The organism is Acidovorax sp. Root70 (assembly GCF_001428225.1).
Lineage (GTDB): Bacteria > Pseudomonadota > Gammaproteobacteria > Burkholderiales > Burkholderiaceae_C > Acidovorax.
In genome coordinates this window covers 106,405-132,480 of the sequence record NZ_LMHQ01000004.1, presented here as the reverse complement: position 1 = coordinate 132,480, position 26,076 = coordinate 106,405, and the positions used below count along the sequence as shown (strand labels likewise).

25 protein-coding genes are annotated in these 26,076 nt (G+C 66.1%); 12 read left to right on the top strand and 13 right to left on the bottom strand.

Annotation, left to right across the window (positions count from 1 at the left end; genetic code table 11):
* The coding region (locus ASD94_RS03720; protein ID WP_200954176.1) for an electron transfer flavoprotein subunit alpha/FixB family protein at positions 1 to 330 on the top strand (330 nt) is incomplete at its 5' end.
* Between the two features lie 325 nt (positions 331 to 655).
* On the opposite strand, the gene ASD94_RS03715 is transcribed toward ASD94_RS03720, so the two are convergent.
* Positions 656 to 1,525, bottom strand: a complete 870-nt coding sequence (locus tag ASD94_RS03715; RefSeq protein WP_056638822.1) for an aldo/keto reductase family oxidoreductase — start codon at positions 1,523 to 1,525, stop codon at positions 656 to 658.
* A gap of 105 nt (positions 1,526 to 1,630) precedes the next feature.
* Here ASD94_RS03715 and ASD94_RS03710 point away from each other — a divergent pair, with 105 nt between their 5' ends.
* The 3 genes from ASD94_RS03710 (at position 1,631) to ASD94_RS03700 (ending at position 6,217) form a co-directional block, all read left to right on the top strand.
* Complete coding sequence (locus tag ASD94_RS03710) at positions 1,631 to 2,566, top strand: LysR family transcriptional regulator (protein WP_056638777.1); 936 nt, start codon at positions 1,631 to 1,633, stop codon at positions 2,564 to 2,566.
* Between the two features lie 463 nt (positions 2,567 to 3,029).
* Entirely contained in the window at positions 3,030 to 3,920 is an 891-nt protein-coding gene (locus ASD94_RS03705; protein ID WP_082576736.1) for a hypothetical protein, read from the top strand.
* Complete coding sequence (locus ASD94_RS03700; protein WP_056638774.1) at positions 3,917 to 6,217, top strand: ATP-dependent DNA helicase; 2,301 nt, start codon at positions 3,917 to 3,919, stop codon at positions 6,215 to 6,217. The genes ASD94_RS03705 and ASD94_RS03700 overlap by 4 nt, the downstream gene beginning before the upstream one ends.
* A gap of 76 nt (positions 6,218 to 6,293) precedes the next feature.
* Here the strand turns inward: ASD94_RS03700 and ASD94_RS03695 are convergent, their stop codons facing one another.
* Both ASD94_RS03695 and ASD94_RS03690 read right to left on the bottom strand, forming a co-directional pair.
* Positions 6,294 to 7,805 carry a tripartite tricarboxylate transporter permease gene (locus tag ASD94_RS03695; protein ID WP_056638771.1) on the bottom strand — a complete coding sequence of 504 codons (1,512 nt, stop codon included), beginning with the start codon at positions 7,803 to 7,805 and terminating at the stop codon, positions 6,294 to 6,296.
* 10 nt (positions 7,806 to 7,815) lie between these two features.
* Positions 7,816 to 8,238 carry a tripartite tricarboxylate transporter TctB family protein gene (locus ASD94_RS03690; RefSeq protein WP_056638768.1) on the bottom strand — a complete coding sequence of 141 codons (423 nt, stop codon included), beginning with the start codon at positions 8,236 to 8,238 and terminating at the stop codon, positions 7,816 to 7,818.
* Positions 8,239 to 8,390: 152 nt separating this feature from the next.
* Here ASD94_RS03690 and ASD94_RS03685 point away from each other — a divergent pair, with 152 nt between their 5' ends.
* The 5 genes from ASD94_RS03685 (at position 8,391) to ASD94_RS03670 (ending at position 11,987) form a co-directional block, all read left to right on the top strand.
* A complete protein-coding gene (locus ASD94_RS03685; protein WP_056638766.1) occupies positions 8,391 to 9,089 on the top strand; it encodes a response regulator transcription factor in 699 nt (232 codons plus the stop codon).
* The gene (locus ASD94_RS03680; protein WP_056638763.1) at positions 9,070 to 10,563 is read left to right on the top strand and encodes a sensor histidine kinase; all 1,494 of its coding nucleotides are present in this window, start codon (positions 9,070 to 9,072) and stop codon (positions 10,561 to 10,563) included. The genes ASD94_RS03685 and ASD94_RS03680 overlap by 20 nt, the downstream gene beginning before the upstream one ends.
* Positions 10,560 to 11,171: a hypothetical protein gene (locus tag ASD94_RS03675; RefSeq protein ID WP_082576735.1), complete on the top strand. Its 612-nt coding sequence runs from the start codon at positions 10,560 to 10,562 to the stop codon at positions 11,169 to 11,171. Before ASD94_RS03680 ends, ASD94_RS03675 begins: the two co-directional genes overlap by 4 nt.
* Positions 11,171 to 11,344 carry a hypothetical protein gene (locus tag ASD94_RS23010; RefSeq protein ID WP_235510558.1) on the top strand — a complete coding sequence of 58 codons (174 nt, stop codon included), beginning with the start codon at positions 11,171 to 11,173 and terminating at the stop codon, positions 11,342 to 11,344. The genes ASD94_RS03675 and ASD94_RS23010 overlap by 1 nt, the downstream gene beginning before the upstream one ends.
* A gap of 106 nt (positions 11,345 to 11,450) precedes the next feature.
* Positions 11,451 to 11,987, top strand: a complete 537-nt coding sequence (locus tag ASD94_RS03670; RefSeq protein WP_056638817.1) for a hypothetical protein — start codon at positions 11,451 to 11,453, stop codon at positions 11,985 to 11,987.
* A 177-nt stretch (positions 11,988 to 12,164) separates the two neighbouring features.
* Here the strand turns inward: ASD94_RS03670 and ASD94_RS03665 are convergent, their stop codons facing one another.
* Entirely contained in the window at positions 12,165 to 12,596 is a 432-nt protein-coding gene (locus tag ASD94_RS03665) for a nuclear transport factor 2 family protein (protein ID WP_235510556.1), read from the bottom strand.
* Positions 12,593 to 13,603, bottom strand: coding sequence for a zinc-dependent alcohol dehydrogenase family protein (locus tag ASD94_RS03660; protein ID WP_056638760.1), 1,011 nt, complete (start codon positions 13,601 to 13,603; stop codon positions 12,593 to 12,595). Before ASD94_RS03660 ends, ASD94_RS03665 begins: the two co-directional genes overlap by 4 nt.
* Before the next feature lie 109 nt (positions 13,604 to 13,712).
* Here ASD94_RS03660 and ASD94_RS03655 point away from each other — a divergent pair, with 109 nt between their 5' ends.
* Entirely contained in the window at positions 13,713 to 14,585 is an 873-nt protein-coding gene (locus ASD94_RS03655; protein ID WP_056638812.1) for a LysR family transcriptional regulator, read from the top strand.
* 184 nt (positions 14,586 to 14,769) lie between these two features.
* On the opposite strand, the gene ASD94_RS03650 is transcribed toward ASD94_RS03655, so the two are convergent.
* The 7 genes from ASD94_RS03650 to ASD94_RS03620 all read right to left on the bottom strand — a co-directional run bounded on the left by ASD94_RS03650 (position 14,770) and on the right by ASD94_RS03620 (position 22,357).
* The gene (locus tag ASD94_RS03650; protein WP_056638757.1) at positions 14,770 to 15,729 is read right to left on the bottom strand and encodes a CysB family HTH-type transcriptional regulator; all 960 of its coding nucleotides are present in this window, start codon (positions 15,727 to 15,729) and stop codon (positions 14,770 to 14,772) included.
* Positions 15,730 to 15,922: 193 nt separating this feature from the next.
* Positions 15,923 to 17,269, bottom strand: coding sequence for a sulfatase (locus tag ASD94_RS03645; RefSeq protein ID WP_056638754.1), 1,347 nt, complete (start codon positions 17,267 to 17,269; stop codon positions 15,923 to 15,925).
* A complete protein-coding gene (locus tag ASD94_RS03640; RefSeq protein ID WP_056638751.1) occupies positions 17,266 to 18,360 on the bottom strand; it encodes an ABC transporter substrate-binding protein in 1,095 nt (364 codons plus the stop codon). Before ASD94_RS03640 ends, ASD94_RS03645 begins: the two co-directional genes overlap by 4 nt.
* A 37-nt stretch (positions 18,361 to 18,397) precedes the next feature.
* The gene (locus ASD94_RS03635; protein ID WP_056638746.1) at positions 18,398 to 19,231 is read right to left on the bottom strand and encodes an ABC transporter ATP-binding protein; all 834 of its coding nucleotides are present in this window, start codon (positions 19,229 to 19,231) and stop codon (positions 18,398 to 18,400) included.
* A 34-nt stretch (positions 19,232 to 19,265) separates the two neighbouring features.
* Entirely contained in the window at positions 19,266 to 20,069 is an 804-nt protein-coding gene (locus tag ASD94_RS03630) for an ABC transporter permease (protein WP_056638743.1), read from the bottom strand.
* Positions 20,070 to 20,082: 13 nt separating this feature from the next.
* Positions 20,083 to 20,967 carry an ABC transporter permease gene (locus ASD94_RS03625; protein ID WP_156391325.1) on the bottom strand — a complete coding sequence of 295 codons (885 nt, stop codon included), beginning with the start codon at positions 20,965 to 20,967 and terminating at the stop codon, positions 20,083 to 20,085.
* A gap of 283 nt (positions 20,968 to 21,250) precedes the next feature.
* A complete protein-coding gene (locus ASD94_RS03620) occupies positions 21,251 to 22,357 on the bottom strand; it encodes an ABC transporter substrate-binding protein (protein ID WP_056638740.1) in 1,107 nt (368 codons plus the stop codon).
* A 268-nt stretch (positions 22,358 to 22,625) separates the two neighbouring features.
* Between ASD94_RS03620 and ASD94_RS03615 the strand changes: the two genes are divergently transcribed.
* Both ASD94_RS03615 and ASD94_RS03610 read left to right on the top strand, forming a co-directional pair.
* Entirely contained in the window at positions 22,626 to 23,483 is an 858-nt protein-coding gene (locus tag ASD94_RS03615) for a TauD/TfdA family dioxygenase (RefSeq protein ID WP_056638738.1), read from the top strand.
* 155 nt (positions 23,484 to 23,638) lie between these two features.
* Entirely contained in the window at positions 23,639 to 25,003 is a 1,365-nt protein-coding gene (locus tag ASD94_RS03610) for an LLM class flavin-dependent oxidoreductase (protein WP_056638735.1), read from the top strand.
* Positions 25,004 to 25,021: 18 nt separating this feature from the next.
* Here ASD94_RS03610 and ASD94_RS03605 read toward each other — a convergent pair whose 3' ends face one another.
* The gene (locus tag ASD94_RS03605; RefSeq protein ID WP_056638806.1) at positions 25,022 to 25,978 is read right to left on the bottom strand and encodes a universal stress protein; all 957 of its coding nucleotides are present in this window, start codon (positions 25,976 to 25,978) and stop codon (positions 25,022 to 25,024) included.
* Between the last annotated feature and the right edge of the window lie 98 nt (positions 25,979 to 26,076).

The window sequence follows — 26,076 nt, the reverse complement described above, 5'->3', positions numbered from 1 at the left end:
CGGGCGCTGGGCAGCAAGGAAAAGTTCGACGAAGTCATGACCCCGCTGGCCGACAAGCTGGGTGCGGCTCTCGGTGCCAGCCGCGCGGCGGTGGACGCAGGCTACGCACCGAACGACTGGCAAGTGGGCCAGACGGGCAAGATCGTGGCGCCGCAGCTGTACATCGCGGCCGGTATCTCGGGTGCCATCCAGCACTTGGCGGGCATGAAGGATTCGAAGGTGATCGTGGCGATCAACAAGGACCCTGAGGCGCCGATCTTCAGCGTGGCTGACTATGGGCTGGAAGCGGATCTGTTCACGGCTGTGCCGGAACTGGTCAAGGCCCTGTAAGGCGGCAAGCCCTGCCGTACAAGCCCTGAAGGGCATCGCTTGCGGTGCTTTTTTTGGTGCTTGCGTCCAAGCAACGACCGCTTTGCATCACATACCGTGATTTCGTCGATTCGAATTCACTGGCGGCTATTTGCTGCACAACGGACTTCCGGCGTTACAGCTTCAGGTTGATTTCCGACGCTCACCTGGAATGTTCAAGCAGCTGCTGTGCGCCCAAAGCAGCCGGTGCAATGTACCTAAGGCCGCCTCTCGCGGACATCACGGGTCCGTGTTCGCGTTGCAGGGCTTTGCGGCCCGGAATCAGAACCAGGGGGCCCGAATTGCATCACGCCGCCGCCACCTGCCCAAGCCGGTCCATCGCCTCTTCCGGCAGGTTCAATCTGCCAGCCGCCTGGTTCTCATGCAGGTGCTTCACCGACGAGGTGCCGGGGATCAGCAGGATGTTGGGTGACCGCCGCAGCAGCCAAGCCAAGGCCACCTGCATGGGTGTGGCACCCAGTAGCCGCGCCACCTCCGACAAGCCCGCCGATTGCAATGGCGAAAAGCCACCCAGCGGGAAGAAAGGCACGTAGGGCACGCCTTCGCGGGCCAAGCTATCGATCAACACATCGTCATTCCGGTGCACGAGGTTGTATTGGTTCTGCACGCAGGCGATGCGGCAGATGCGTTGGCTATCGGCGATCTGCTTGGCCGTGACGTTGCTCAGACCGATGTGGCGTACCAGTCCTTGCTGCTGCAGTTCCGCCAAGGCTGTGAGGGGTGCCTCCAATGAGCCTTCGGCGGGGCCGTGCACATCGAACATGGCGCGCAGGTTCACCACCTCCAACCTGTCCAGGCCCAGGTTGCGCAGGTTGTCGTGCACCGCCTGGCGCAACTGCTCGGCCGAGAAGGCCGGGCCCCACGATGCGTCAGCGCCGCGCACGCAGCCGACCTTGGTCACGATGACCAAGTCATCTCGGTAGGGGTGCAGCGCTTCGCGGATGAGCTGGTTGGTGATGTGGGGCCCGTAGAAATCGCTGGTGTCGATGTGGTTCACGCCCGCCTCGACGGCGGCCCGCAGTACCGCAAGTGCGGAGGCGCGGTCCTTGGGTGGGCCAAACACGCCGGGGCCGGCCAGTTGCATGGCGCCGTAACCCAGGCGACGCACAGGGCGGTCTCCCAGGACGAAGGTGGTGGCGGCGCTTTGGGGGTACATCATGTCGTCATCTCCAGAGTGGGTAGGGGTGGCATTGACTCTAGCCACCACACCATTGATTGATAAGCCAGCACAATTAGCACAGGCTGTGCAGAATTTGAAACAATGAAAATCGATCTAGGTGACCTCAATGCGTTTCTGGCGGTGGCGCGCACCAGGGGCTTCCGAGAAGGGGCCCGGGCCAGCGGCAGCAGCGCCTCGGGTCTGAGTCTGGCCGTTCGGCGGTTAGAGGACCAGTTGGGCGTGCGGCTTTTGCACCGCACCACCCGGAGCGTGGTGCCCACCGAAGCCGGCCAGCGCCTGCTGGAGCGCCTGGGCCCGGCGCTGGATGAGGTGGAAAGTGCGCTGGACGTGGTCAACGGCTTCCGAGACAAGCCTGCTGGCACCTTGCGCCTGAACGTGCCCATGAGCGCATCGCGCCTGGTGCTGCCGGCACTGGTGCCGGACTTCTTGGAGGCCTTTCCCGACATCCAACTCGACGTCATTGCCGAGGATGGATTTGTGGACCTGCTGGCCAGCGGCTGCGACGCCGGTATCCGCTACGACGAGCGCCTGGAGCAGGACATGGTGGCCGTGCCCATCGGCCCGCGCGTGCAGCGCTTCGCGGCCGCCGCCTCGCCCGCCTACCTGGACCGCTACGGGCGTCCGGAGCACCCCCGCGAGTTGCTGAACCATGCCTGCCTGCGCGGGCGTTTCGCCAGCGGCACCGTACCGCCGTGGGACTTCGAGCGCGACGGCGAATCGCTGCGGGTGGACCCGGTGCCACGCATGGTGGTGCGCCTGGGCGCAGCGGCCGATCTGGCGGTAGATGCCGCCATCGGCGGCGCCGGCGTGGTCTACATGTTCGAAGACTGGCTGCGGCCGCATTTAGACAGCGGCAGGCTGGAGCCTGTGTTGGCTGACTGGTGGCCAAGCTTCTCAGGCCCATTTCTGTACTACACGGGCCGCAAGCTATTGCCAGCCCCATTGCGGGCGTTTGTGGACTTTGTGCGGGCGCGATCCGGTGAGCTTGCCGCTGGCCCAGGAGCCCATCCAAGCTAGCCAGCGCGCCGATCCTGCTTGGCTACTGATCGCACCGGCGCCGAGAGGATGCGTGAGAGACTTTTGCCGGAACTTCTACAGGCATTGAGAACTTCTATATGTCTGCTTGCGACCGCTTACCGTACATAAATGACTAACAATGAACAGCCGCAATCGCTGCATTGCAGCCTCTCGAAGTCGCTTTCAATTCACCCGCTGCATAGACGGTCCATGGCACCTTCCGATTGTTCCTCTCACATCGGGCAAGAGCATCCTCATTCAAATCCTTGTGGGATTCATTCGGGTCCCTTGCAAGGTGTTTGTTAGAGCGCTCCTTTTTCAATAGCTACCAGCGCATATTCATCGTGCACTAGATGCCGATCTGACCTAAATTCGTCTGCAACACACTTCCTCCCATCCAAAAAGCAGCGCCAGCCAGACACTGTGATTAAAATCAGTATCCCGCCAGCCCAACCACCCCGCCATGACGGTGCTGCACACCCCCACTTCGGACTCCCCGCCCTCCACGCAGATCACACGCTTTCACCGCACGCGCCTGATGCAGATCTGGCGCTCGGCAGGCTGGCCGTGCAAGGATGGACTGGAGATTGACCTGCTGGCTGCGGGCCTCATCAGGCTGCACATTGCGGCCGATGGTTGCGAAACCCTGCGCCTCACCGATGAAGGCATCCGCACCCTGGCGCAGGCCCGTCAGCGCAGCGTGCGGGCGCTGAGCCTGCACGACCGGCTGGGGCAGAAGTTCGCAGCGCAGTTGCTGGCTTCGGGGCGAATCGTATGGACCGAACTGTCACTGCGCGCGGTGATCGACACCGTGCCGGTTGTGGATGGGGTGCTGCCTGCGGCCACGGGCGATGCGCCCGCCAACACGGCACCGGTCATGGCACCCCTGTGGGCCGACGACGACCACACCCCCGCCGCACGCGCCGCCCACGTCTGGCGCATGGCCCGGCCCGATCTGTTCTCGGTGCGCAACACCTCGGTGCCCGCCTACCTGCAGCCCATGGTGCATGAGGTGAAGGCGAGCCGGGCCGACCTGCTGTCGGACCTGCGGCACGACGCCAAGCGGCAGGCCTACCAGTGGCTGTGCGAGGAGTGTTACTACGTCTTCCCGGCCGGCATCGCCGAGCCTGATGAGATCCCCGAGCACTTCGGCATCTGGGTGCTGCATGGCAGTGTGGAGGATGGGCGCTTTGAGCTGCTGCGCCCTGCAAGGCACAACCGCTGCACCTTGCCCTTTGCGGTGTGGATGGCGTTGTGCAAGGCCACGCCGCTGCGCAGTGAGGAAGACCCGGCCCAGGCGCATCTGGGTGAAGCTTTCGCTCCTGCCATCGACAGCCCCCACTCCGCGCCATGACCTACACCGTGGCGGTGCGCGAGCTGTGCGAGTTCACCGCCAAGCAGGGTGACCTGGACTTGCGCTTCACGCCCGCGCCCACCGCGCTGGAGGGCATCGCAGGGCATGCGGTAGCTGCATCGCGCCGAGGCGCGCGCTACCGCGCTGAAGTTTCGCTGAGTGGCAGCTACCAAAGCCTGCGTGTGCGCGGCCGGGCCGATGGCTATGACCCTGCCCAACAGCGCATCGACGAGGTCAAAACCTTCAAAGGGCGGCTGGACCGCCAGCCCGCATCACACCGCCACCTGCACTGGGCGCAGGCCAAGGTGTATGGCTGGCTGCTGTGTGAGCAAGAGCAGCTGGAGCAGATCGACGTAGCGCTGGTGTACCTGGATGTGGGCACGCAGCAGGAGACGGTGTTTACCGAGCGCTGCAGCGCTGACGACCTGCGCCAGCACTTCGAGGCACAGTGCCAGCGCTTCATTGCCTGGGCCGAACAGCAGATGGACCACCGTGCCGCTCGCGATACGGCTCTGAATGCGCTGGCGTTTCCGTTTGGCGGCTTTCGCACGGGCCAGCGCCCACTGGCCGAGGCTGTGTACAAGGCCGCAGTGGCGGGCCGCTGCCTGCTGGCCCAAGCGCCCACAGGCATTGGCAAGACCATGGGCACGCTGTTCCCGCTGCTCAAGGCCGCACCTGCGCAGCGCATCGACAAGGTGTTTTTTCTGGCCGCCAAAACCTCAGGCCGGCAGATGGCGCTGGATGCGCTGGCGCGCCTGTCTGACAGCGCACCGGCGCTGCCACTGCGCGTGCTGGAACTGGTGGCGCGCGACAAGGCGTGTGAACACCCGGACAAGGCCTGCCACGGCGAATCGTGCCCGCTGGCCCGGGGCTTCTACGACCGGCTGCCCGCCGCACGCGCAGCGGCGGTGGCCACCACCATGGAAGGGAAAAGCGTCCCCGCTTTGCTACTAGCCCGAGTGCGTGAGGTTGCCCTGCAGCACGAGGTCTGCCCTTACTACCTGAGCCAGGAGCTGGCCCGCTGGGCCGATGTGGTGGTGGGTGACTACAACTACTACTTTGACCTCGGCGGCCTGCTGCACGGCCTGGCCCAGGCCAACCAGTGGCGCACGGCGCTGCTGGTGGACGAAGCCCACAACCTGGTGGAGCGCGGCCGCAAGATGTTCACTGCCGAGTTGCACCCCGCCGCCCTGGCCCAGGCCCGCAGCAGCCCCACCGCTGCGCAGCACGCGCCCGTGAAGAAGGCGCTGGACAAGGTGCGCCGCGCCTGGGTGGCGCTGGACAAGGCGCACACCGCTCCCTACACGGTGCTCGAAGCCTTGCCGGACAAGCTGCTGGCTGCGCTGCAGCAGTGCACCACCACCCTCAACGAACATTTCACCGAGCACCCCACCGAGCCGGACGGTGCGTTGCAAACGTTCTACTTCGACGCCCTGCACCTGCAGCGCATGGCCGACCTGCTGGATGCGCATTCGATGGTGGACATCACCCAGGCCTCTGCCACCCACCACCGCACCTTCAAGCCCGGCGATTCCGTGGTCTGCATCCGCAACGTGGTGCCCGCACCCTTCCTGCAACCCCGGCTGGCCGCCGCGCACACCAGCACCTTGTTCTCGGCCACGCTGCAGCCCGCGCGCTACTACGCCGATCTGCTGGGCCTGCCCGATAACCATGCGTGGGTAGATGTGGAGTCACCCTTTGCCGCGCACCAGCTGCAGGTGCAGGTGGCGCGCCACATCTCCACACGCTACCCGCACCGCGCAGCGTCGCTGGCACCCATTGCGGCTCTGATGGCGCAGCAGTTTCGCGCGCGGCCCGGCAACTACCTGGCGTTCTTCAGCAGCTATGACTACCTGCAGCAGGCCGCCGCGCTGTTTGCGCAGCGGCACCCCGATGTGCCGCACTGGTGCCAGTCGCGTCGCATGCTGGAGGGTGAACAACGCGATTTTCTGGCCCGCTTCACCGACACCAGCCGGGGCATTGCCTTTGCGGTGCTGGGCGGCGCATTTGCCGAGGGCATCGATCTGCCGGGCAAGCGCCTCATCGGCGCATTTCTGGCCACCCTGGGCCTGCCGCAGGTCAACCCCGTCAACGAGCAGGTTCGCGAGCGCATGCAGGCGCTGTTTGGCGAGGGCTACGACTACACCTACCTCTACCCCGGCCTGCAAAAGGTGGTGCAGGCCGCAGGCCGCGTGATCCGCACGCCCAGCGACGAGGGCGCAGTGCACCTGATGGACGACCGGTTTGCGCAAGCGCAGGTGATTGCGTTGCTACCCGCCTGGTGGCAGGTGGAGTGAGCTACAAAAAAAAGGCCGGTCACCCAGGGTGACCGGCCTTGCAAAGCCGCCAAGGCGGCACACAGAGAGTCAAGCGTTAGCTCGCCGCAGGCGCTACCACCATCTCCTTGGCCCTGCCGCGCTGGCGGAAGAACACAAAGATCTGCCACAGGACGAAAGCAGCGATCAGGCTGATCAGCGTGCCGCTGATGGGGCGGTTGATGAACACCTCGAAGCTGCCGCGCGACAGCAGCATGGAGCGGCGGAAGTTCTCCTCCAGCATGGGGCCCAGGATGAAGCCCAGCATCAGCGGCGACGGGTCCATCTCCAGCCGCATGAACAGATAGCCCAGCGCACCAAACGCCACCGTGATGAACACGTCGTCGAGGTTGTTGTTGATGCTGTAAGTACCGATGCAGCAGAAGAAAAGGATCGCCGGGAACAGCACGTTGTACGGAATCTTGAACACCGACAGCCAGTAGCGCACCAGGGGCACGTTCAGCACCAGCAAGAAGCAGTTGCCGATCCACATGCTGGCCACCAGACCCCAGAACAGTTCGGGGTGGCCGGCAATCATGTTGGGGCCGGGCTGGATGCCCTTGATGATGAACGCGGCCATCATCAGCGCCATCACAGCGTTCTCGGGGATGCCGATGCTCATCAGCGGGATGAAGCTGGTGCGTGCAGCCGCTTCGTCAGCCGCAGCCTGGCCGGCCACGCCTTCGATGCAGCCGGTGCCGATCTCGTGCTTGTACTTGCTGACCTTCTTGTCCAATGCGTAGGCCGCAAATTGGGCAATCACGGGGCCGCCGCCGGGCAGGATGCCCAGGATGGAGCCCACCACGCTGCCACGCAGGGCACTGGGGATGATGCGCTTGAACTCGGGCCAGGTGGGCATGAGCTTGATCTTGCCGTTGAAGGGCGAGCGCTCTTCACGCGAGTCGAGGTTCTTGGCGATCTCGGCAATGCCGAAGCAGCCCAGCGCAATGCTCACAATGCCCACGCCGTCGGCCAGGAACGGAGCGTCCCAGGTGAAGCGGGCCAGGCCGCTGTTCACGTCGGTACCGATGGAGCCCAGCAGCACACCCACCATGCACATGGCCAGGCCATTGAGCAGACTGCCGGTGGTCACAAAGCTCACGCACACAAAGCCCACCAGCATCAGCGCGCAGTAGTCGGCAGGGCCGAACAAAAAGGCCACCTCGCCCAGGCTGGGCGCCAGGAAAGCCAGCACCACAATGGCCACTGTGCCCCCGATGAAGCTGGAGAACCCGGCGGTGAACAGAGCCAGCCCCGTTTTCCCTTTCAACGTCATCGCATACCCGTCGATACACGCCACGATACTGCTCGCGTGCGGAATCTTCATGGTGATGGCGCTCACGCTGTCGCCGTATTGCGCACCGTAGTAGATACCGGCCAGCATGATGAGTGCGCCGGTGGTGTCGATCGAATAAGTCAGCGGCAGCAGCAGGCTGATGGTGGCCAGCGGGCCCAGGCCCGGCAGCAGGCCCACCAGGGTGCCCACGGTGCAGCCCAGGGCGCAGAACATCAGGTTCTGCAAAGTCAGCGCGTGGCTGAAGCCAAACGCGAGGTTGTTCAAGACTTCCATGGCGGAGACCTCAGTACAGCGGCAGGCTCACGCCCAGCAGCTTTTGGAATGCAAACGCGATGCCGACCAGCACCGCAGCGATCTTCAGGTTGCGCTTCCACGAGTACGACGTACCCGCAAACCCCGAGCAGAACACCAGAAACACGATGCCCGCGATCATGTTCACAAAGTGCGACAGCGCGGCAAAGCCGCACAGGCTGCCCAGGATGATGGCGATGTTGCGGACCTGAAAGTCCATGGGCACCGGCGCCACCAGGCGTGCACGCACCACGGTGATGACCCCGATCACAAACAGCATGCAGCTGACGATGAATGGGAACATGCCCGGCCCTGCGCGGCCGAGCGTCCCCAGTGAATAGCCCATGGACGGCAGGCCGAAGCCCAGCGCCAGAGCCATGAGGGCAAAGCCTCTGAGTAGATTGCGGTTGATCATGAAAAGGTTGTCTCCTGATAGGCTTGACGCCCCCCGCCGGCTGCGCAAATGGCGCGCAGGGCTGGGGTATGCTGACGAGCGGACTATCCCCATCGAACCTGATCGCAGGCTGATCTTGGCCATGCGTAATTTCACGTAGAACTCACATCTCCATGCGCCTCCTCCTGGTGGAAGACGACCCCGTGCTCAGCCGCACCATGGCCCAGGGCCTCGAAAACGCGGGCCACCGCGTCGAGCTGGCCCATACCGTGGAAGAGGCCCAGCACTGGTGGGCCGTACAGTCTTTCGATGCCGTGCTGCTGGACCTGAACCTGCCCCACGCCGCCCACGCGCGCAGCGGCCTGGGCAGCGGCCTCACTGCGCTGCGCAGCGCGCGCGCGCGCGGCGACCGCACCCCCGTGCTGGTGCTCAGCGCACGCGACAGCACCGAGGAGCGCATTGCCGGGCTGGACGCCGGCGCCGACGACTACCTGGGCAAGCCCTACGAGCTCAAAGAGGTGGAAGCCCGCCTGCGCGCCCTGCTGCGGCGCGCCAGCGGCACCGCCGACATCGTCACCGTGGGCCAGCTGGTGCTGGACCGCCAGGCGCGCCGCGTCAGCGTGGCGGAGCAACCGCTGGAGCTGCCCGCACGCGAATTCGACCTGCTGTGGGAGCTGATGACCCCGCCCGGCCGTGTGCTGAGCAAGGGCGACTTGTCCTCGCGCCTGTCGGATGGCGGCGAGGTGGTCGGTGAGAACGCACTGGAGGCCTCGTTCTCCCGCCTGCGGCGCAAGATTGCGGGCAGCGGCGCGACCATACGCACGCTGCGCGGGCTCGGTTACGTGCTAGAGGATGACGTTGGCCAGCCCTGAACCAGGCCCCGCACCGCTGCACCAGCAGCCGCCCGACCTGCGCCAGCGCATAGGCCGGCGCGTGCTGCTGTCGCTCGTGCTGATCTGGGGGCTGGGCAGCACGGTGGTGCTGGGCGTGGGCAACCACTTTGTGGCCGAGGCGTTTGACCGCGCCTTGCTGGACGACGCCCACGCGCTGGCGGCCCACGTGCGCGGTGGCCAGACGGGAGGCTTGGCAAGCCCCCCCTTGCAGCTAGACCTCACCCCGCGCGAGGTGGGCCTGTTGCGCTTTGACCAGAGCGAAACCGTGTGGTTTGCGGTGTATGCCACTGACGGCACTTTCATCGCTGGGGACTCGCACCTGGCGCCGGGCGTGGTGGCGGCGGGCGGCAGCCACGCCTTTTCGCACCTCTCGCAGGACGGGCGCGAGATGCGGCGCGCCACCTTGCAGATTGCAGGGCCGCCGTCGTTCACCGTCGTCATCGCGCAGACCACGGCCGAGCGCACGCAGCTGCTGCGCCGGTTGCTGGTGTACTCGGGCCTGGCCCAGTTGTGGCTGCTGGTGGTGCTGGGATCATGGCTGCTGCGCGGCATAGAACGCGACCTGCATCCGCTGGGCGCACTGCAGGACGCCATGGACCAGCGCGACGCTGCCGACCTGCAACCCCTGCCGCCCACGCTGACGCAACAGGCCAGCACCAGCGACGTGCAACGCCTGGGCGTAGCCCTGGACGGCTTGCTGGCACGCGTGCAGCAAAGCCTGCATGCCCAGCGTGAGTTTGCGGGCAACGTGGCGCACGAGCTGCGCACTCCGCTCGCAGGCATCCGCGCCCAGGCCGCTCACGCGCTGGCCCACAACGACCCGGCCGTCTGGCGCAGCGAAATCGAAGGCATCGCCCAAGCCGAACAGCGCGCCAGCCGCACCGTCGACCAGCTGCTGGCCCTGGCCCGCGCGGCCGAAGGCGGCATTGCGCTGACGTTGCAGCCGCTGGCCCTGCACACCCTGGTGCGCGACGTGCTGCTGCGCTACCTGCCACGCGCCGATGCGCTCGGGGTGGACCTGGGCGCCGAGGGCCTGGACCAGGCCGTGGTGGTGCGAGGCAACATCGCGCTGGTGGAAGGCATCCTGAACAACCTGCTGGACAACGCACTGCGCTACGGGCGCGGTACTACGCCACCCCGCATCACGGTGGCGCTGAGCACCGAGCCAGGCTTTGGCGTGCTGCGCGTGACCGACAATGGCCCCGGTGTGGACGCCGCGCTGGCGCAGCAGTTGCAGCAGCGCTGGGCGCAGGGCGACCAGGGCCAGCACCTGGGCCAGGGCGCGGGGCTGGGCTTGGCCATCGTGGCGCGGTATGTGCAATTGATGGAAGGGCGGCTGGAACTGGCGGCAGCCAGCGATGCAGCAGACGGCTCCGGCCTGGCGGCCAGCGTGTGGCTGCCTTTGGCACCCACTGCGCCTGCGCCGTCCAACACGTTCCACGCAGCCCCATGACGAGCCCGCCCGACCCAGCGCTGACCGAGGCCGAGCAAGCGGCCTTCCTGCAATCCATCGCCCGCGTACGCAGTGCGGCCGGGCGGGCACTGCGAGCGGCGCAGACCAACGCCACACAGGGCGCGGCAGCCGATGGCACAGACGCCATCACCGCTGACGAGGCGACTACCGAAGCCACCGCCCAGGCTGCCGTCGATTTCATCGCGCAACTGCACCAGGGCCTGGACGCGGTGGCCGAGCAAGCCCGCGCCACCGGCCCCCAGCTGGCGTGCCAGGCAGGCTGCGCCCACTGCTGCTACCTGCGCGTGGAAGCCACCGAGCCCGAGGTGCTGCACATTGCCCAGTACCTGCGCTCTCTGCCCGATGCGGACCAAGCCGCAACCACACGGCGCCTGCAACAGCATGGGGCTGCAGCAAGCGCGGCCAACCCCGCACAGCCCGGCCCACCCGCCAGCCCTGCAGCTTTCTCGTTGATGATCGCTGCGCCATCTACACCGTGCGCCCCGCCGCCTGCCGCAAAGCGCACTCCCTGTCGGCCACGCACTGCGCAGAGCAGTCGCCCACCATCCCGCAAAACCTGCGCCTGCTGGTGGACGCCGAAGCACTGATGGCCGGCACCGCCCTCGCCTACCGCGACCAACCCTTGCCCGCCCGCGCCCACGAACTCAACGCGGCGGTGTTGGCCGCGCTGGACAGCACCGTTGCCACGCCGCCCAGCGCCCTGCTGCGCTGGTACCGGGGTGAAGATGACGCGCTGACAACGCGCACCACGCCGCCGTAAAAGCCCTCGCGCCTTGATTTCCATCAAGCCCCAATGCAGTCGGCCACCCACAATGCAGCCTGACCGCACCGCCGAACATCCCGACGAACCACCACCCCCCCGCCTGATGACGCAGCCACACCACCGCTCCCGTGCCTCCCTCCCCTTGGCAGCCACTGCCGCCTTGGTGGCTGGCCTGGCAGGCTGCAGCAAGCCCGAAGCCACTGGCCCCGCTACAACAAGCTTCGATGCCATCACCGCCGCCTGCACCCAGTTCCTGGCCGGGCGGCAACCCCATGTACTCCCCGGCGCGGCGGGCGACTGGACCCTGACTGGCTACAGCCCCGCCCTGGTCCAGCCCGAAGTCACACGCACCGAATCCACCGTGACGCCTTATGTGGGCAAGCTCGTCATCAAGGACAACGAGGCCCAGGCCCACGCATCGACGCAAGCCGCTGCCCAGGCCATCACCCTCACCCCCGCGCACCTGCTGTCCAACCGCACGCACACCTTCGTCTACAGCTTCGACGGCACGCAGTGGCGCTGGCAGAACGGCCAGCGGCTGACGAAGATACCGGGGCAGAACGACCGGCTGGAGGCCATGACGCTGGCGGATGTGTCAGCAGCAGGGCCCAGGGGGTTTGCGGGCTGCCTGCCGCTGTAAGCCAGATCAAAATGCTCTCTTTTCGATAGCTACCACGGCATGATTCACTAGCGCTTCAGGCTGTTTTCTATCAAATTCCGCCTCAACACAGCCCAACGCCGCCTCGTGCAGCCCGGTGCAGCCTGGCGTCGTACGCCAGCCCTGAGGGCGCTAGTGCCACCAAGCCATTCACACCGCTCATTCCAGGTCGGCATCCAGCCGGGCGATCAAGCCCTGCGCATCCAGGGTGATGTCCAGGTTGCCGATCTCGTGACCAAAATCCCCCGTGAAGTCCACCCGCACCCTCGCGCGCTGCGGCTCCAGGCGTTGCATCGACAGGAACCGGGTCACCGTCTGGTAGCCGACGAAGTACTGCTCGACATAGCGGCGTATTCCGGCATGGCCATCAAAACGGTGGCCCGTGGAGGGGTCATCGATCACGGCGTCATGCGCAAAGAGACCCAGCACACGCTCCACGGCAAACGCATTGGTGGCTGCGATCAGCGCATCGGCCACGCGGCGAAGGTGTTCGTGCGCGGGGGCCATCGCGCCAAGCCGCGTGCCTGCTGCACCGTCCCTGCTGGCTGGCGCGCTGTCGCTTTCTGCCAAAGGCTGACCCGGCTTGCTCATGGCAGCACGCTCACCACCACCTTGCCACAGGCACGGCCCTCAGCGACCAGGGCGTGTGCCGCTTCGGCCGTATCCAGCGTGAAGCTGGTCGGGTCAAGCAACGGCACCAGCTGCCCCGCTTCCGCAAGCGTGGTGGCCTGCTCCATGATCTCGCCATGGTGTTCGCGAAACTCCCCCGTGAGGATGGGAAGCAGCGTGAACACGCCCGAGAACGTCGCACCCCGGAACGACAGTGGCGCCAGCTTGTGGGTGCCCCAGCCCAGCGACGTCACCACATGGCCCGAGTAGCGGCGGGCCGCCAAAAACGACGCATCCAGCACCGGTCCACCCACGGTGTCGTAAACGATATCGAAACCCTTGCCGTCGGTGAACGCATTGACATAGGCCTCGACCGAGGTTGTTTCATGGTCGATGGGCGTCGCGCCCAGGGACCGGATGTAACCGGCCTGCGCCGCCGTGCCCGTGGCAAACACCTCGGCACCCCGGGCGCGGGCCAGCTGTACGGCCACATGGCCCACGCCACCGGCGCCGCCGTGCACCAACACCTTGTGCCCACTGCGGACATTGGCACGGTCCACCAAGCCCTCCCAGGCGGTGATGAAGACCAGCGGCAAGGCCGCCGCCTGGCGCATGGTCAGCCGGCCTGGCTTGTGGGCCAACAGGCGGGCGTCCACCGCAGCGTATTGCGCCAAGCTGCCTTGCAGCCCACCGATGCCGCCGGTAAAGCCATACACCGCATCCCCCACCCGGAAGCGAGAGACGCCCTGCCCCACCTCCTCCACCACGCCGGCAAGGTCCATGCCCAAAACGGCGGGCAGCGGTTGCTGGGCGTGCTCGGCGGCGCCGGCGCGGATCTTGGTGTCCAGCGGATTCACGCCGCTGGCGTGGATGCGGACCAGCACCTGGCCCGCGGCGGGCTGCGGCCGGGGCAGCCAGGTGGGGGTCAGTGCGCCGTGGGGGGATGCGAGCACCAAGGCCTGCATGGTGGGCGTGGATGAGGTGGACATGGCGTTTTCCTTCGTGGGGTTGAACAGTGCCGCCAGTTTTCACCTTTCGCTTTTGAATGAAAAGCCAAAAAATTGAAATCTTGTCATTCACTTTTGTATGATGCAGCCGATGAACTGGGATGACGTACAGGTGTTCTTGGCCATAGCCCGGCACGGCACGCTGGGTGCAGCAGGCCGCGCGCTCAAGCAAAGCCAGCCCACCATGGGCCGCAGGCTGAAGGCCCTGGAACTTTCTCTGGGCCACACACTGTTCCAGCGAACGTCAGATGGTTTCGTGTTGACCGACGAGGGCGCTGCCGTCCTCAGCCACGCCGAGGGCATGGAGGCGCAGGCGCTGTCGTTCTCCCGGCAACTGGACGGTGCCGACCAACAACTGGAAGGCGGCCTGCGGGTATCGACCTCCGACTGGTTCGGTCTGCACGTGCTGACGCCGCTCTGTGCAGCGTTTACCAACGAACACCCCCGGGTCACGATCGAATTGCTGACCGATGCGCGCCTGTTCAGGCTCGCACGCCGCGAGGCCGATCTGGTGGCACGCATCGTTCCCTTTGACGAGCCCGATGTCATACAGCGTCGGCTGATGCATGTGCCCTACGCGCTGTACAAGCAGCGGGGTGCAGACATGCCCACGGACGATGCGGACGTTCGCCTCATCACGATGGACCTGGGCTTCAGCGAGATGCCCGATGCCGCGTGGTTGCGCGAGGCCTTTCCGTCGGCGCGCATCGCTTTACGCAGCAACAACCGGCACGTGCAGGCCGTGGCCTGCGCATCTGGGGCGGGCCTGGCCGTGCTGCCCTGCCCCCTGGGGGATTCGCACCCGGGACTGCAAAGGCTGGAGGGCGCCAGTTCACCGCCTGGGCGTGACGTCTGGCTGGGTTACCACCGCGATTTGCGCAGGCTGCCCAGGCTGCGCGCACTGGTCGATTGGCTCATGCAAAGCCTCCATCCGGACCTCCATGAGGAAACGGTAAAGGGCTGACGACGAAGCGCGAGGTCAACGTGCCCAGTGGCACAAGGCGAGCCGGTCACCCGTCCTGGCAAGGCGGTGAAGGCAGGCTGCTTGGGGCCGCGCGGCAGGCCTCACCACGCGCCGTGTCACGGGTGGGGCCCATAGCTGCAGTGCGCAGGCCCAGCGCCTCCCTGGCCGAGGCCCGGGTTCCGCATCAGGCCCCCCGGTCGCTGTCGATCGCCGTGCCGCCGCCCGGCTGCATGGCCTGCCTCACCATATCGGGCGTGAGCGTGGGAACAAAACTCTCGATGAAGTGGTACGCATACCCGCGCAGCCACGCGCCGCGCCGAAGGCCAAGGCGGGTGAGATTGACCTCGAACAGATGGCCCGCATCGATGAGGCGCAGGTGCCGGTCACGGTCTTCATCGACGGCGATGGAGGCCACAATGCCCACGCCCATGTCCAGTTCCACATAGGTCTTGATCACATCCGCGTCCATGGCGGTGAGCACGATGTCCGGCGCCAGGCCCGCGCGAGCGAAGGCGGTGTCGATGTGGGCACGACCGGTGTAGCCCAGCTCGTAAGTGATGATGGGGTGCTCTGCCAGTTGCTCCAGCGTCACGGGGCCCGGGCTGGCCAGCAGCGGGTGGCCCGGGGGCACGACGATGCTGTGCGTCCAGCGGTAGCACGGCAGGGTGACCAGGGCTTCATAGCCGGCCAGCGCCTCGGTGGCCACGCCGATGTCGGCCTCGCCAGACAGCAGCATCTCGGCAACCTGGCGCGGCGAGCCCTGGTGCAGGTGCAGCGATACCTGCGGGAACAAGGCCCGAAAGTCGCACACCACCTGGGGCAGCGCATACCGCGCCTGCGAATGCGTGGCCGCCACCGACAGGCGCCCCTGTGCGCTGTCGCTGAAGTCCTGGCCGGCGCGCCTGAGGTTGTCGGCCTCCAGCAGCAGGCGCTCTACCGTGGGCAGCAGCACCTCGCCAGGCGGTGTCAGGCCTGTGAGGCGCTTGCCAGCCCGCACGAAGATCTCCACGCCCAGCTCTTCCTCCAGCTCGCGGATCTGGCGGCTCACCCCGGGCTGCGAGGTGTGCAGGATGTGGGCCACTTCGGTCAGGTTGAAGCCCCGCCGCACGGTTTCGCGCACGGAGCGCAGTTGCTGAAAGTTCATGAATGAAAAGCCGCTCCCCAATGTCCACGTGACTGCCTCCTGTCACGGCCCATGATGGCGACGGCCCATGCGGCCAGAAGCCATAGGGCCCATGAGGCAGAGGGCTCGCAGATACTATGTTTTTGATAGCATAAAGCGCATATTTCACTAGCGCATCAGTCACTTTTCTTTGGATTTCTGCCAAACAGGCGCCTCACATGCCCCGTTGGGACAGGTCGGGCACGTAGCGGTCCGCCTGGATGTCGGGCGACAGGCCGTGGGTGATGACCTCGTCGGTGATGGGCAGGAACTGCGCGTTCCACTGCTCCCACGCCGTGCGCAGGCGCTCAAACACATCGGGGTGCTTGTGGCGCAGGTTGGCGCGCTCCAGCGAGTCAGCTTCCACGTCGAACAGAAACTCGTTGTCGTTGATGCGCAGGTACTTGAAGCGGCCCTCGCGCACAGCGCGCTGGCGCTGCGACTTGTAGCGCCAGAACAGCGTGCGCGGGTGTGCGGGCGCGTCGCCCAGCAGCACGGGCAGGATGTTCTCGCCATCGGGCAGGTAGTCGGCATCGGGCGCCACGCCCGCAGCGGCCAACAGCGTGGGCAGCCAGTCCATGGTGGCGGTGACCTGCTCGCTCACCTGCGGGGCAATGCGCGCGGGCCAGCGCAGCAGCGTAGGCACGCGGATGCCGCCTTCGAGCAACTCGGTCTTCTGGCCGGTGAAGGGCCAGGTCTTGGAAAAGCGCTCGCCGCCGTTGTCGCTGGTGAACACCACGATGGTGTTGTCGGCCAGGCCTTGCGCCTTTAGGGCGCCCAGCACCTGGCCCACGGCCTTGTCGAGCGAGCGCACCATGCGCGCATAGGTGGCCAAGTTGCCGCCGTCGTAGTGAAACAGGTCCTTCAGGCCCAGCGAAATCTCTTCGTCCTCCGGACCCACCCAGGGCCAGTGCGGCGCGGTGAAGTGCAGCGACAAAAAGAACGGCTGGGCCGCGCTGCGCTCGCCGATCCAGCGCGTGGCCTCGTCGGCCAGCAGCTGGGTGTAGTAGCCCACGCGCTCCACCGGCACTTCGCCTTCGTACAAATCGCGCGCCACGGCATCGCCCACGCCGGGTTTGTGGGTGAAGTAATCAATGGCACCGCCGTAGTTGCCAAAGAAGCGGTCGTAGCCACTTTTGAGCGGGCCGAACGTGGGCAGGCTGCCCAGGTGCCACTTGCCAATCAGCGCCGTGTCATAGCCCGCGTCGCGCAGCAGCGAGGGCAGCGTGGGGTGCTCGGGCGGCAGGCCATGCACATGGGCCTTGCGCACCAGGGGTTCTTCCAGGCCGCCACGCAGGCGGTACTGGTAGCGCCCGGTGATCAGCGCAAACCGCGTGGCCGAGCACACGGCCGAGTTGGCATAGGCCTGCGTGAAGCGCACGCCCTCGCCCGCCAGCGTATCGAGGTGCGGCGTGGCGAAGTCGGCCTGGCCGTACACGCTCAGGTCGGCCCAGCCCAGGTCGTCGGCCAGGATGAAGACGATGTTGGGCGCTTGTGTGGAAGCGGAGGCGGCGGTGCTCATGCCGCCCCCTTGGCCTTGCCAGCGGCATCGGTCTCGCGCCACTGCTTGTCGAGCTTGAGGTCCTTCACAGCCTGCTGCACGAAGGCGGGCTGGAACCAGGCCTTCACATCAAAGGTCTGGCGGATCAGCCCCAGTTTGACGCCGTCATCCAGCACGCCCTGGTAACCGGCGATGAAGCCCTCATCCAGCAGCGGCGAGTAGCGCGCTTTGAGGTTGTCGCCTGCCAGCTCCTCGCGGAACGACAGCTCGGGGTTGCCGCTGTTGTCGGCGTAGAGCTTGATGAGCGCTTCGCGGTTGCTCTCTTGCGAAGACCAGTGGGCGGCGCGCACCAACTGGGTCACCAGGCGCTGGGTGAGCTGCGGGTTCTGCGTGGCGAAGTCCTCGGTGGCCAGAATGCCGGAGTTGATGGTGTAGTCGGGCCCCCGGCCCTTGGTGCTCAGCGCAATCTGCGCGCCCTGCGCCTTGAGCAGGAACAGGTCCGAGCCGCCAAACGTGGCATCGATCTGCCCGGCCACCACGGCGGCCTTGGACGTGGGCCAGTCCATGTTGATGAGTTTGACGTCCTTTTCGGTCAGGCCCGCTGCGGCCAGCAGGTTGTCGAATGTGCGCTGGTAGGCCGTACCCTTGAGCACCGTGACCTTCTTGCCCTTGAGGTCGGCCACCGTCTTGATGCTCACGCCCGGCGCCGTGGCCAGGTAGCTGTTGCTGCCCCGGCCTGTGGCAGCAATGAAGCGGGTGGGCAGGCCGCGCGCCCGGCCGATCACAGCGGCCAGGTCGCCCAGCGAGACGATGTCGAGCTGCTTGGCCGACAGCGCCTCGTGCACAGCCGGGCCCGCGCCGCGAAAGAAGTTCCACTCGATCTTGATGCCGTCCTTGGCAAACTCATCTTCGAGCCACTTGTTGGCCTGCAGCACCGCAAACACGCTGCCGCCCGGCGAGGGCCTGCCCGCCGTGCCCAGGTCGGGCGAGCCGATGCGGATGACCTTGGCGGGCGACTGGGCGCGCAGCACCAGAGGGGCAGCCAATGTGGCAGCGCCAGCCACCAGCAGCGAGCGGCGTGTGGAGAAAAAAGAGGAGTTCTTTTGTGTCATGGGGAATCTCGGGAATCAGAAAAGGGAGAACAAAAAATCAAACGGCAAACTGCCACTGCGCGGCAGGCGCCAGCTGCTCGCCACGCTTGAGCGGCGGCTCGGCCAGGTCGGCCGCGGGGTGGCCGGAGAACTCGCGCAGCACGCTGTCCTTGATGGCGGTGAACGCATGCGATGTGCGCTCGCGCGGATGGGGCAGCCCCACCGGCACGGTGCGGCGGATGCGGCCGGGGCGCGGCTCCATCACCACCACGCGGTCGCCCAGGTACACGGCCTCCTCCACGTCGTGGGTCACCAAAATCATGGTGATGCCCTCTTGCTGCCAGATGCGGTGCAGCTCCTGCTGCAGGTGGGCGCGGGTCATCGCGTCGAGTGCGCCAAAGGGCTCGTCCAGCAGCAGGATGTCGGGCCGGTTGACCAGCGCCCGCGCAATCGCCACGCGCTGCGACATGCCGCCCGAGAGCTGGTACGGATAGGCCGTCTCGAACCCCTGCAGCCCCACCAGCGCAATGTGCTCGCGCACAGTGGCGCGCTGCTGGCCCTCGGTCAGGCTGGAATTGAGCAGGCCCAGCGCCACGTTTTTCTCGACCGTGAGCCAGGGGAACAATCGGTGCTCCTGGAACACGATGCCCCGGTTGAGGCTGGTGCCCACAATGCGCTGGCCGTTGAGCAAGATCTCGCCCTGGTAGTCGCCCTCCAGGCCAATCACCAGCCGCAGCAGCGTGGACTTGCCGCAGCCGCTGGAGCCCACGATGCTCACAAACTCGCCGGGCTCGATGGTGAGGTGGATGTCCTGCAGCACGGGCAAGGCTTCGCCCTTGACCTCGTACTGCTTGTTCAGGCCGCGAATGGCCAGGGTACCGGCGTGTGCCATGGTGTGTTCCTTGTGTTCGTATGGGGGTGCAGATTCAGTACTGCGCTACAGTGCGGTCGCGCCAGGCCAGCAGGCGCTTTTCCAGCGCGGCCAGCAGCGCGTTCAGGGCGAAGCCCACCAGGCCCACCACCACCACGCCAAACAGCACCAGATCCATCCAGAAGTGCTCGCGCCCGTCGATGAGCGTGTTGCCAATGCCCTTGCCCGAGGCCAGCAGGTATTCGGCCCCCAGCGTGGCCAGCCAGCTGTAGATGAGCGAGAGCTGGATGCCGGTGAACAGCGAGGGCGCGGCCGCTGGCGCCACCACGCGGCGCAGCGTTTGCCACACACTGAACTCGTACACGCGGGCCACCTCCAGGTATTCGCGCGGCACGCTGCGAAGGCCCTCCAGCGTGTTGAGCACCACCGGAAAGAATGCCGCCATGGCTACAAAGGCAATCTTTGCGGCATCGCCCAGGCCAAACCACATCGACAGCATTGGAATCCACGCAAACAGCGAGATCTGCTTGAGCGTGTGGAAGGTGGGCCCCACCAGCCGCTCGGCCCAGCGGGACCAGCCCAGCAGCGCGCCCACCGCCAGCCCGATGCTGGAGCCAATGCCGAAGCCCCAGACCATGCGCCACAGGCTGGCCGACAAGGCCACCCACAGCTCGCCGCTCGCGACCTGGCCCACGCCGCGCTGCCACACGGCCAGCGGCGACACCAGCAAGGGCGAATCGGACGCACCCGAGGCCACCACCGCCCACCACATGGCCAGGATCAGCACCGGCAGCACCCAGCCCCGCAGGCGTGGTGGCACTTTTTGGAACAGGTTGCGTTGCACGTTCACAGAAGACATTTGCACACCCCTTTCACAGCCCCGGCTTGCGCCAGCGCAGCAGCCACGCCTCGGACACGGCCAGCAGCTTGTCGATCACAAAACCCACGATGCCCACGGCCAGCACGGCGGCCAGCACCACGTCCAGCTGAAAGAGCTGGCGGCCATAGACGATGAGGAACCCGATGCCCTCGGACGATGCCAGCAGCTCCACCACCACCAGCGCCAGCCAGGCATGGGTGAGCCCATAGCGCACGCCGTTCCAGATGGGCGCCGTGGCTGCCGGAAACACCACCTTGCGCAGCATTTGCCAGCGGGTAAATCCATACACGCGCGCTACCTCCACCAACCGGTTGGGCACGTTCTGGATGCCCTGGCAGGTGTTGATGGCCACGGGCACCAGCGCGGCCTTGGCGATGAGCAGAAACTTCAATGCCTCATCGATGCCCACCACCAGGATCAGCACCGGAAGCCAGCCGATCACCGGCACCTGGCTGAACGCCTTGAACAGCGGAAACACGTAGTCGCGGAAGGTGGGCGAGAGGCCCATGGCACCGCCCAGCAGCAGGCCGAGCGACAGGCCAATGCCAAAGCCCGCAAACACGCGGACCATGCTGATGCGCAAGTGGCCCCACAGCTCGCCACTGGCCAGCAGCTCGCCAAACACCTTGAACACGGCTGCGGGCGGCGGCAGCACCTGCTCGGGCACCCAGCCCCAGATGGCCGAGAGCTGCCACAACGCCAGCACGGCCAGCGGAAAAGGCCAAGCCCAGAGCGAGCGCCCTGCCCAGGTCCAGGAAGCCTTAGTTCTTGCCGCTGCAACGCGGCGCGCGGGCAAGTCCGGCCGCGGCTCCAACGGGTGCGTGGTGGGGCTGGCAGGCCCGGCCGCATTCAGTGCAGGTATCGCCATCTTTTGCATGTCCTTTCGGGTGGAAGAAGTGCTACCGCACAGGGCTGGGCGGGTAACTTCAATAACAACCAAAAGAAATGTAAAAGACGTTTGTTATAAAAATAAATAGTTAATACTCATATGCAATGACAAAGATGTTTGCGGCATGAGCAGCGGTGCAGACGTTATGAGCGGGGCCAGACGCAGGCACAAAAAAACCCGCCGGGCACTGGGTGCCGGCGGGTTGCAAAGGGCGGTTTTCACCAGCCCGGTCCCCCTACCTAGGATTCCATGCTGCTGACGCAGCGCCCGACTAGGGCGCGGCTGCCAAGTCCCCGTTGGCGCCATACACGGGCCAGTAGGCCTCCAGCTTCAGCTCCTTGAGCGCGGCGTTCAGGTAGCGGCGGTCAAACCAGCTGTCGATCTCGGGCTTCTTGCGGATCAGCTTGAGCTTGTACGCCTCGTCGGCTGCGTCCTTGTAGCGCGCTACCAGAAATGGGTCGAGCAGCGGCGACAGGCGCACACGCAGCGGCTGGCCGATGAAGTCTTCACGCCACACCTTCTCGGGGTACTCGGCCTTGCCCCATTGCGCAAACAGCTCGGCACGGCGGTTCTCGTCGGAGTACTTGTGCGCGTACTGCACCACGGTCTTGACCACACGCTCTACCGCCTTGGGGTGGCGGGCAGCGAAGTCGTCGGTCACCAGCAGCGCGGTCTGGCGGGTGTACTTGTACGAGTCTTCGGCGGCCGACCACACCACTTTGGCCAATCCCTGGTCGCGCAGCTTGAAGAAGCCCACGTAGCCAAAAGCGGCGTCAATGTCCTTGCTGACCAACGCGGCCTCGGCACTGGGCAGGTCCAGGTTCATCAGCTTCACATCACGTTCGCTCAAGCCCTTGTCGGCCAGCGCACGCACTGCGGCCAGGTGCAGGTTGGTGCCCTTGAACACCGCCACCTTGCGGCCCTTGAGGTCTTCCAGGCGGCGGATGTTGGAATCAGGCGGCACCGCCAGGTAGAGCCCGCCGCGCACGCCACTGCCGAGGATGATCCTGGTCTTCACGTCGCTCGCGCGGTGCACGATGGACGGCAGGTCGCCCTGCCATGCAAAGTCCAGCTGCTTGTTGACCAGCGCCTCGTTCACGGCAGGGCCTGCGCCCTTGAAGAAAGTCCACTGCACTTTCACGCCGTCTTTCTTGAACTCCTCTTCCAGTGCGCTGTCGGTGTAGGCCAGCGCAGCCGAGGTACCGCCATGGCGCACGGGGTCGCTGCCTACGCCGCCGGTGGCAATGCCGATGCGGATCACCTTCAGCGGCTCTGCCGTCTGCGCAGCGGCGCTGCCCGCCCACAGGCCCAGCGCCAAGGCAGCGCCTGCTGCGGTCAAGGCCTTGCGGCGGGTTGCATTCCAGGATGTTTTTGTCATGGGTATAGCTCTTTCGTAGGGGTTGCGTTGGAACGGTGCGCGGGCCATGCCCTGCACCTGTCAAACCCCACTCTAGGCACGCCCGGCAATGCGGCCAACGACCGAAAACAGATATCCAAATGCGCAAGCGCCCTGCCCGTGCGCATGGCTGCAGCGCCTGTTTTTCCAACTATCGATATGCGAACTGCTTCGTTGGTGTGCAGCGCTTGCAGTGTCCCAATGACATGGCCGTTCTCTTTCAACCACCCTCGTTTCAGAAAGCAGCACCATGTCCAAGATCAACGATTTGCACCCCACCTTCACCCGCTTTGCAGTGGAGCCCTACACCCCCACCATCGGCGCCGTCATCCACGACCTGGACCTGCGCCAGCCGCTGGATGCCACCACGCAGGCCGAGCTGCGCCAGGCACTGGCCGTGCACGAGGTGCTGTTCTTCCGCGACCAGCACATCACGCCGCAGCAGCAGGTGGACTTCACCCGCAGCTTTGGCAACGTGGCGGAGGTCAAGGCGTTCTTCCCCCGGCTGGAGAACCACCCCGAGATCGAGATCGTGGAGAGCACGGCCGAGCGCCCAAAGGCATCGAGCAACTGGCACGCCGACATCACCTGGCGCGAGCAGCCACCGCTGGGAACCAGCCTGTATGCGCAGGTGATTCCGGCCAGCGGCGGCGACACGCTGTGGGCCAGCCTCACCGCTGCCTACGCCAGCCTGCCGCCCGCGTTCCAGGCCTACCTGGAGACGCTGACGGCCGTACACACCTGGGAGATCAGCGGCTGGACCGAGTACCTGCTGCGCAAGGACGCCAGCGGCGATGAGCTGAAGGCCGCCCGCGCCAAGTACCCGCCGGTGGAACACCCTGTGGTGCGCGTGCACCCGGTCACGGGCAAGAAGGTGCTGTATGTGAACTCCACCTTCACCAGCCACATCAAGGGCCTGTCGCGCGTGGAGAGCGATGCCCTGCTGACCCAGCTGTTTGCCCTGCCCCAGGTACCCGAGTTCCAGGCCCGCCTGCGCTGGGCGCCGGGCACGCTGGCCGTGTGGGACAACCGCTCCACCCAGCATTACGCAGTGGGCGACTTCTTCCCGCAGCACCGCAAGCTGCATCGCATCACTATCACTGAGTAACCCCCGAGAGATAGCCCCCTGAGTCGCCTTCGGCGCCATCCCCCCAGGGGGACGCACCCAGTGGCCCGGCGAAGCCGGTTCCACGGGGGCACTCGCCTGGGCCGCGCCAGTCTCGCGAGCTGCGTGCCCATTCAACAGCCGTTTTGAAAATACCTATGACCCAACCCGACACATTCAGAAAACTGCGCCTCGGCGCCTTCATCATGGCCACGGGCCACCACATTGCCGCGTGGCGCCACCCCGATTCGCAGGCCAATGCGGGCGTCAACATCGACCACTACATCGAACTGGCGCAGACCGCAGAGCGCGGCCTGTTCGACCAGGTGTTTGTGGCCGACAGCCCAGGGGTGTGGCACAAGGGCGACCGCGAGTCCTTCAGCCGCCAGGGGCGCCTCTCGCACTTCGAGCCCGTCACGCTGTGGGCCGCGCTGTCGGCCGTCACCAAGCACATCGGCTTTGTGGCCACGGCCTCCACCACCTACGAAGACCCCTACCTGCTGGCACGCAAATTCGCGTCGCTCGACCACATCAGCAAGGGCCGCGCCGCCTGGAACGTGGTGACCACCAGTGCCGAGAACGTGCACGGCAACTTTGGTCTGGACACCCACCCCGACCCCGCCGTGCGGTATGAGCGCGCCCACGAGTTTGTGGACGTGGTCAAGGGCCTGTGGGACAGCTTTGACGACGACGCCTTCACCCGCGACAAGGCCAGCGGCGTGTACTTTGACCCCGACAAGCTGCACACGCTCAACCACATCGGCAAGCACCTCAAGGTGCAGGGGCCGCTCAACATCGAGCGCTCGCCCCAGGGCCACCCGGTCATCGTGCAGGCGGGCTCGTCCGAAGACGGCAAGGAGCTGGCCGCCGCCACGGCCGAAGCCATCTTCACCGCCTGGACCAGCCTGGCCGAGGCACAGGCGTTCTACAAAGATGTGAAAGGTCGCATGGCCAAGTACGGCCGCCACCCCGACGAGCTGCTGGTACTGCCCGGCATCTCTCCGGTCATCGGCCGCACCGAGGAAGAAGCCCAGGCGAAGTGGGCCGAGCTGCAGGCGCTGATCCACCCCAGCGTGGGCCTGGCCACGCTGGCCCCCTTCTGGCCTGGCGAAGACCTCACGCAATGGAACCTGGACGCACCGCCGCCCTACATCCCCGAGCCACCCAAGGGCATCAACAGCCGCGCGCATGTGGTGCTGCAGCTGGCCCGCCGCGAGAATTACACCGTGCGCCAGCTGTACGAATACCTGGCGGGCGCGCGCGGCCACTGGGTGGTGGTGGGCACGCCACAAACCATTGCAGACCGCATGCAGGAATGGTTTGAGAATGGCGCGGCCGATGGCTTCAACGTGATGCCGCCCGTGCTGCCCCAGTCGCTCAACGAGTTTGTGGACCTGGTGGTGCCGGAGCTGCAGCGGCGCGGGCTGTTCCGCACCGCGTACGAAGGCACCACGCTGCGGGAGAACCTGGGCTTGGCACGCCCTGCCAGCCGGTACGCCACACCACTCGCCAAGGCAGCCTGAGCCCTTAGGCCCACCCAGTCATGCCCCACCCCACAGCGCAGCCGGATTGGGGTGGCCGGGCGGGCGCGGTGCGCCGGCTTTGACGCGGCGCATGGGCAGATCGGTCGCGAGACGCTTTAACGCAGCCCCCCGGGACGCGGGCTGAAAACCATGCGGCACCACCAGCACATCGGTACGGGCTTCGCGCAGGATGCGTTGCGCAACGCTCTCGAACAGCCAATCCACCCACGGGGATGCGGGATGCTTGCCCACCACAATCAGGTCGGCCCCGGCGTTTTGCTGCGCCACCAGCACCTGCCGCGCCGGGTCGCCCCGGCCTATGGACGATGACAGCCGATTTCGCCGCGCGTCGTACGAGTCGGTCAGTGTGAACATGCGGTCTTGCGCATGGCGCCTGCACTGCTCGCGGTAGATCTGGATGGCGCGCTCTGACACTTCGGCATACCGCAGCTTGCCCTCATTGGCGGTGCTGACGGCATGGAACAGTTCCACGCGTGCGTGGGGGTGGAGTGCCAGGCCCAGCTCCACCAAACGGTGCGATACCAGCGAAAAGTCCACCGCCACCAACAGGCTCTGGTAGGTCCGGTCCGCAGCGTTGCGCACCACGACCACGGGGCGCTGGCAGGCACGCAGCACCTGCAGGGCGGGGTGCGCGCCCCACCAGGCCCGCAGCCCCCGCTGCGGTGCCGTGCCCCACACCACCAGGTCGTGCGCGGCTGCCGCACGGGCGATGTCTGCCACCGTGTAGTACACGCGTGTTACTGCCTGCACGGCCATCTGGTGGCGCTGCCGCAGCTGGAGCGCATGGTGCGACAGACGCACAGCCACATCGGGGGGAGGCACCTCGCCAGGTTGGGCGAGATACACCAGCTGCAACGCAGCCCGATGCTCTGCGCCCAGCAGCGCCGCGCGTGCCAGCGCGTGCCCTCCCAGTTCAGAAAAATCGGTGACGACGAGGATGGAGCGAGGGGTCATGGTGGTACGTCCTTCTGTGGTGAACAACGCGCACTCCTCCAACGGCTGCCAATGCCATTGGCGCCGGTCTGGTGGGAAGTGATCTGGTGGTACGGCCC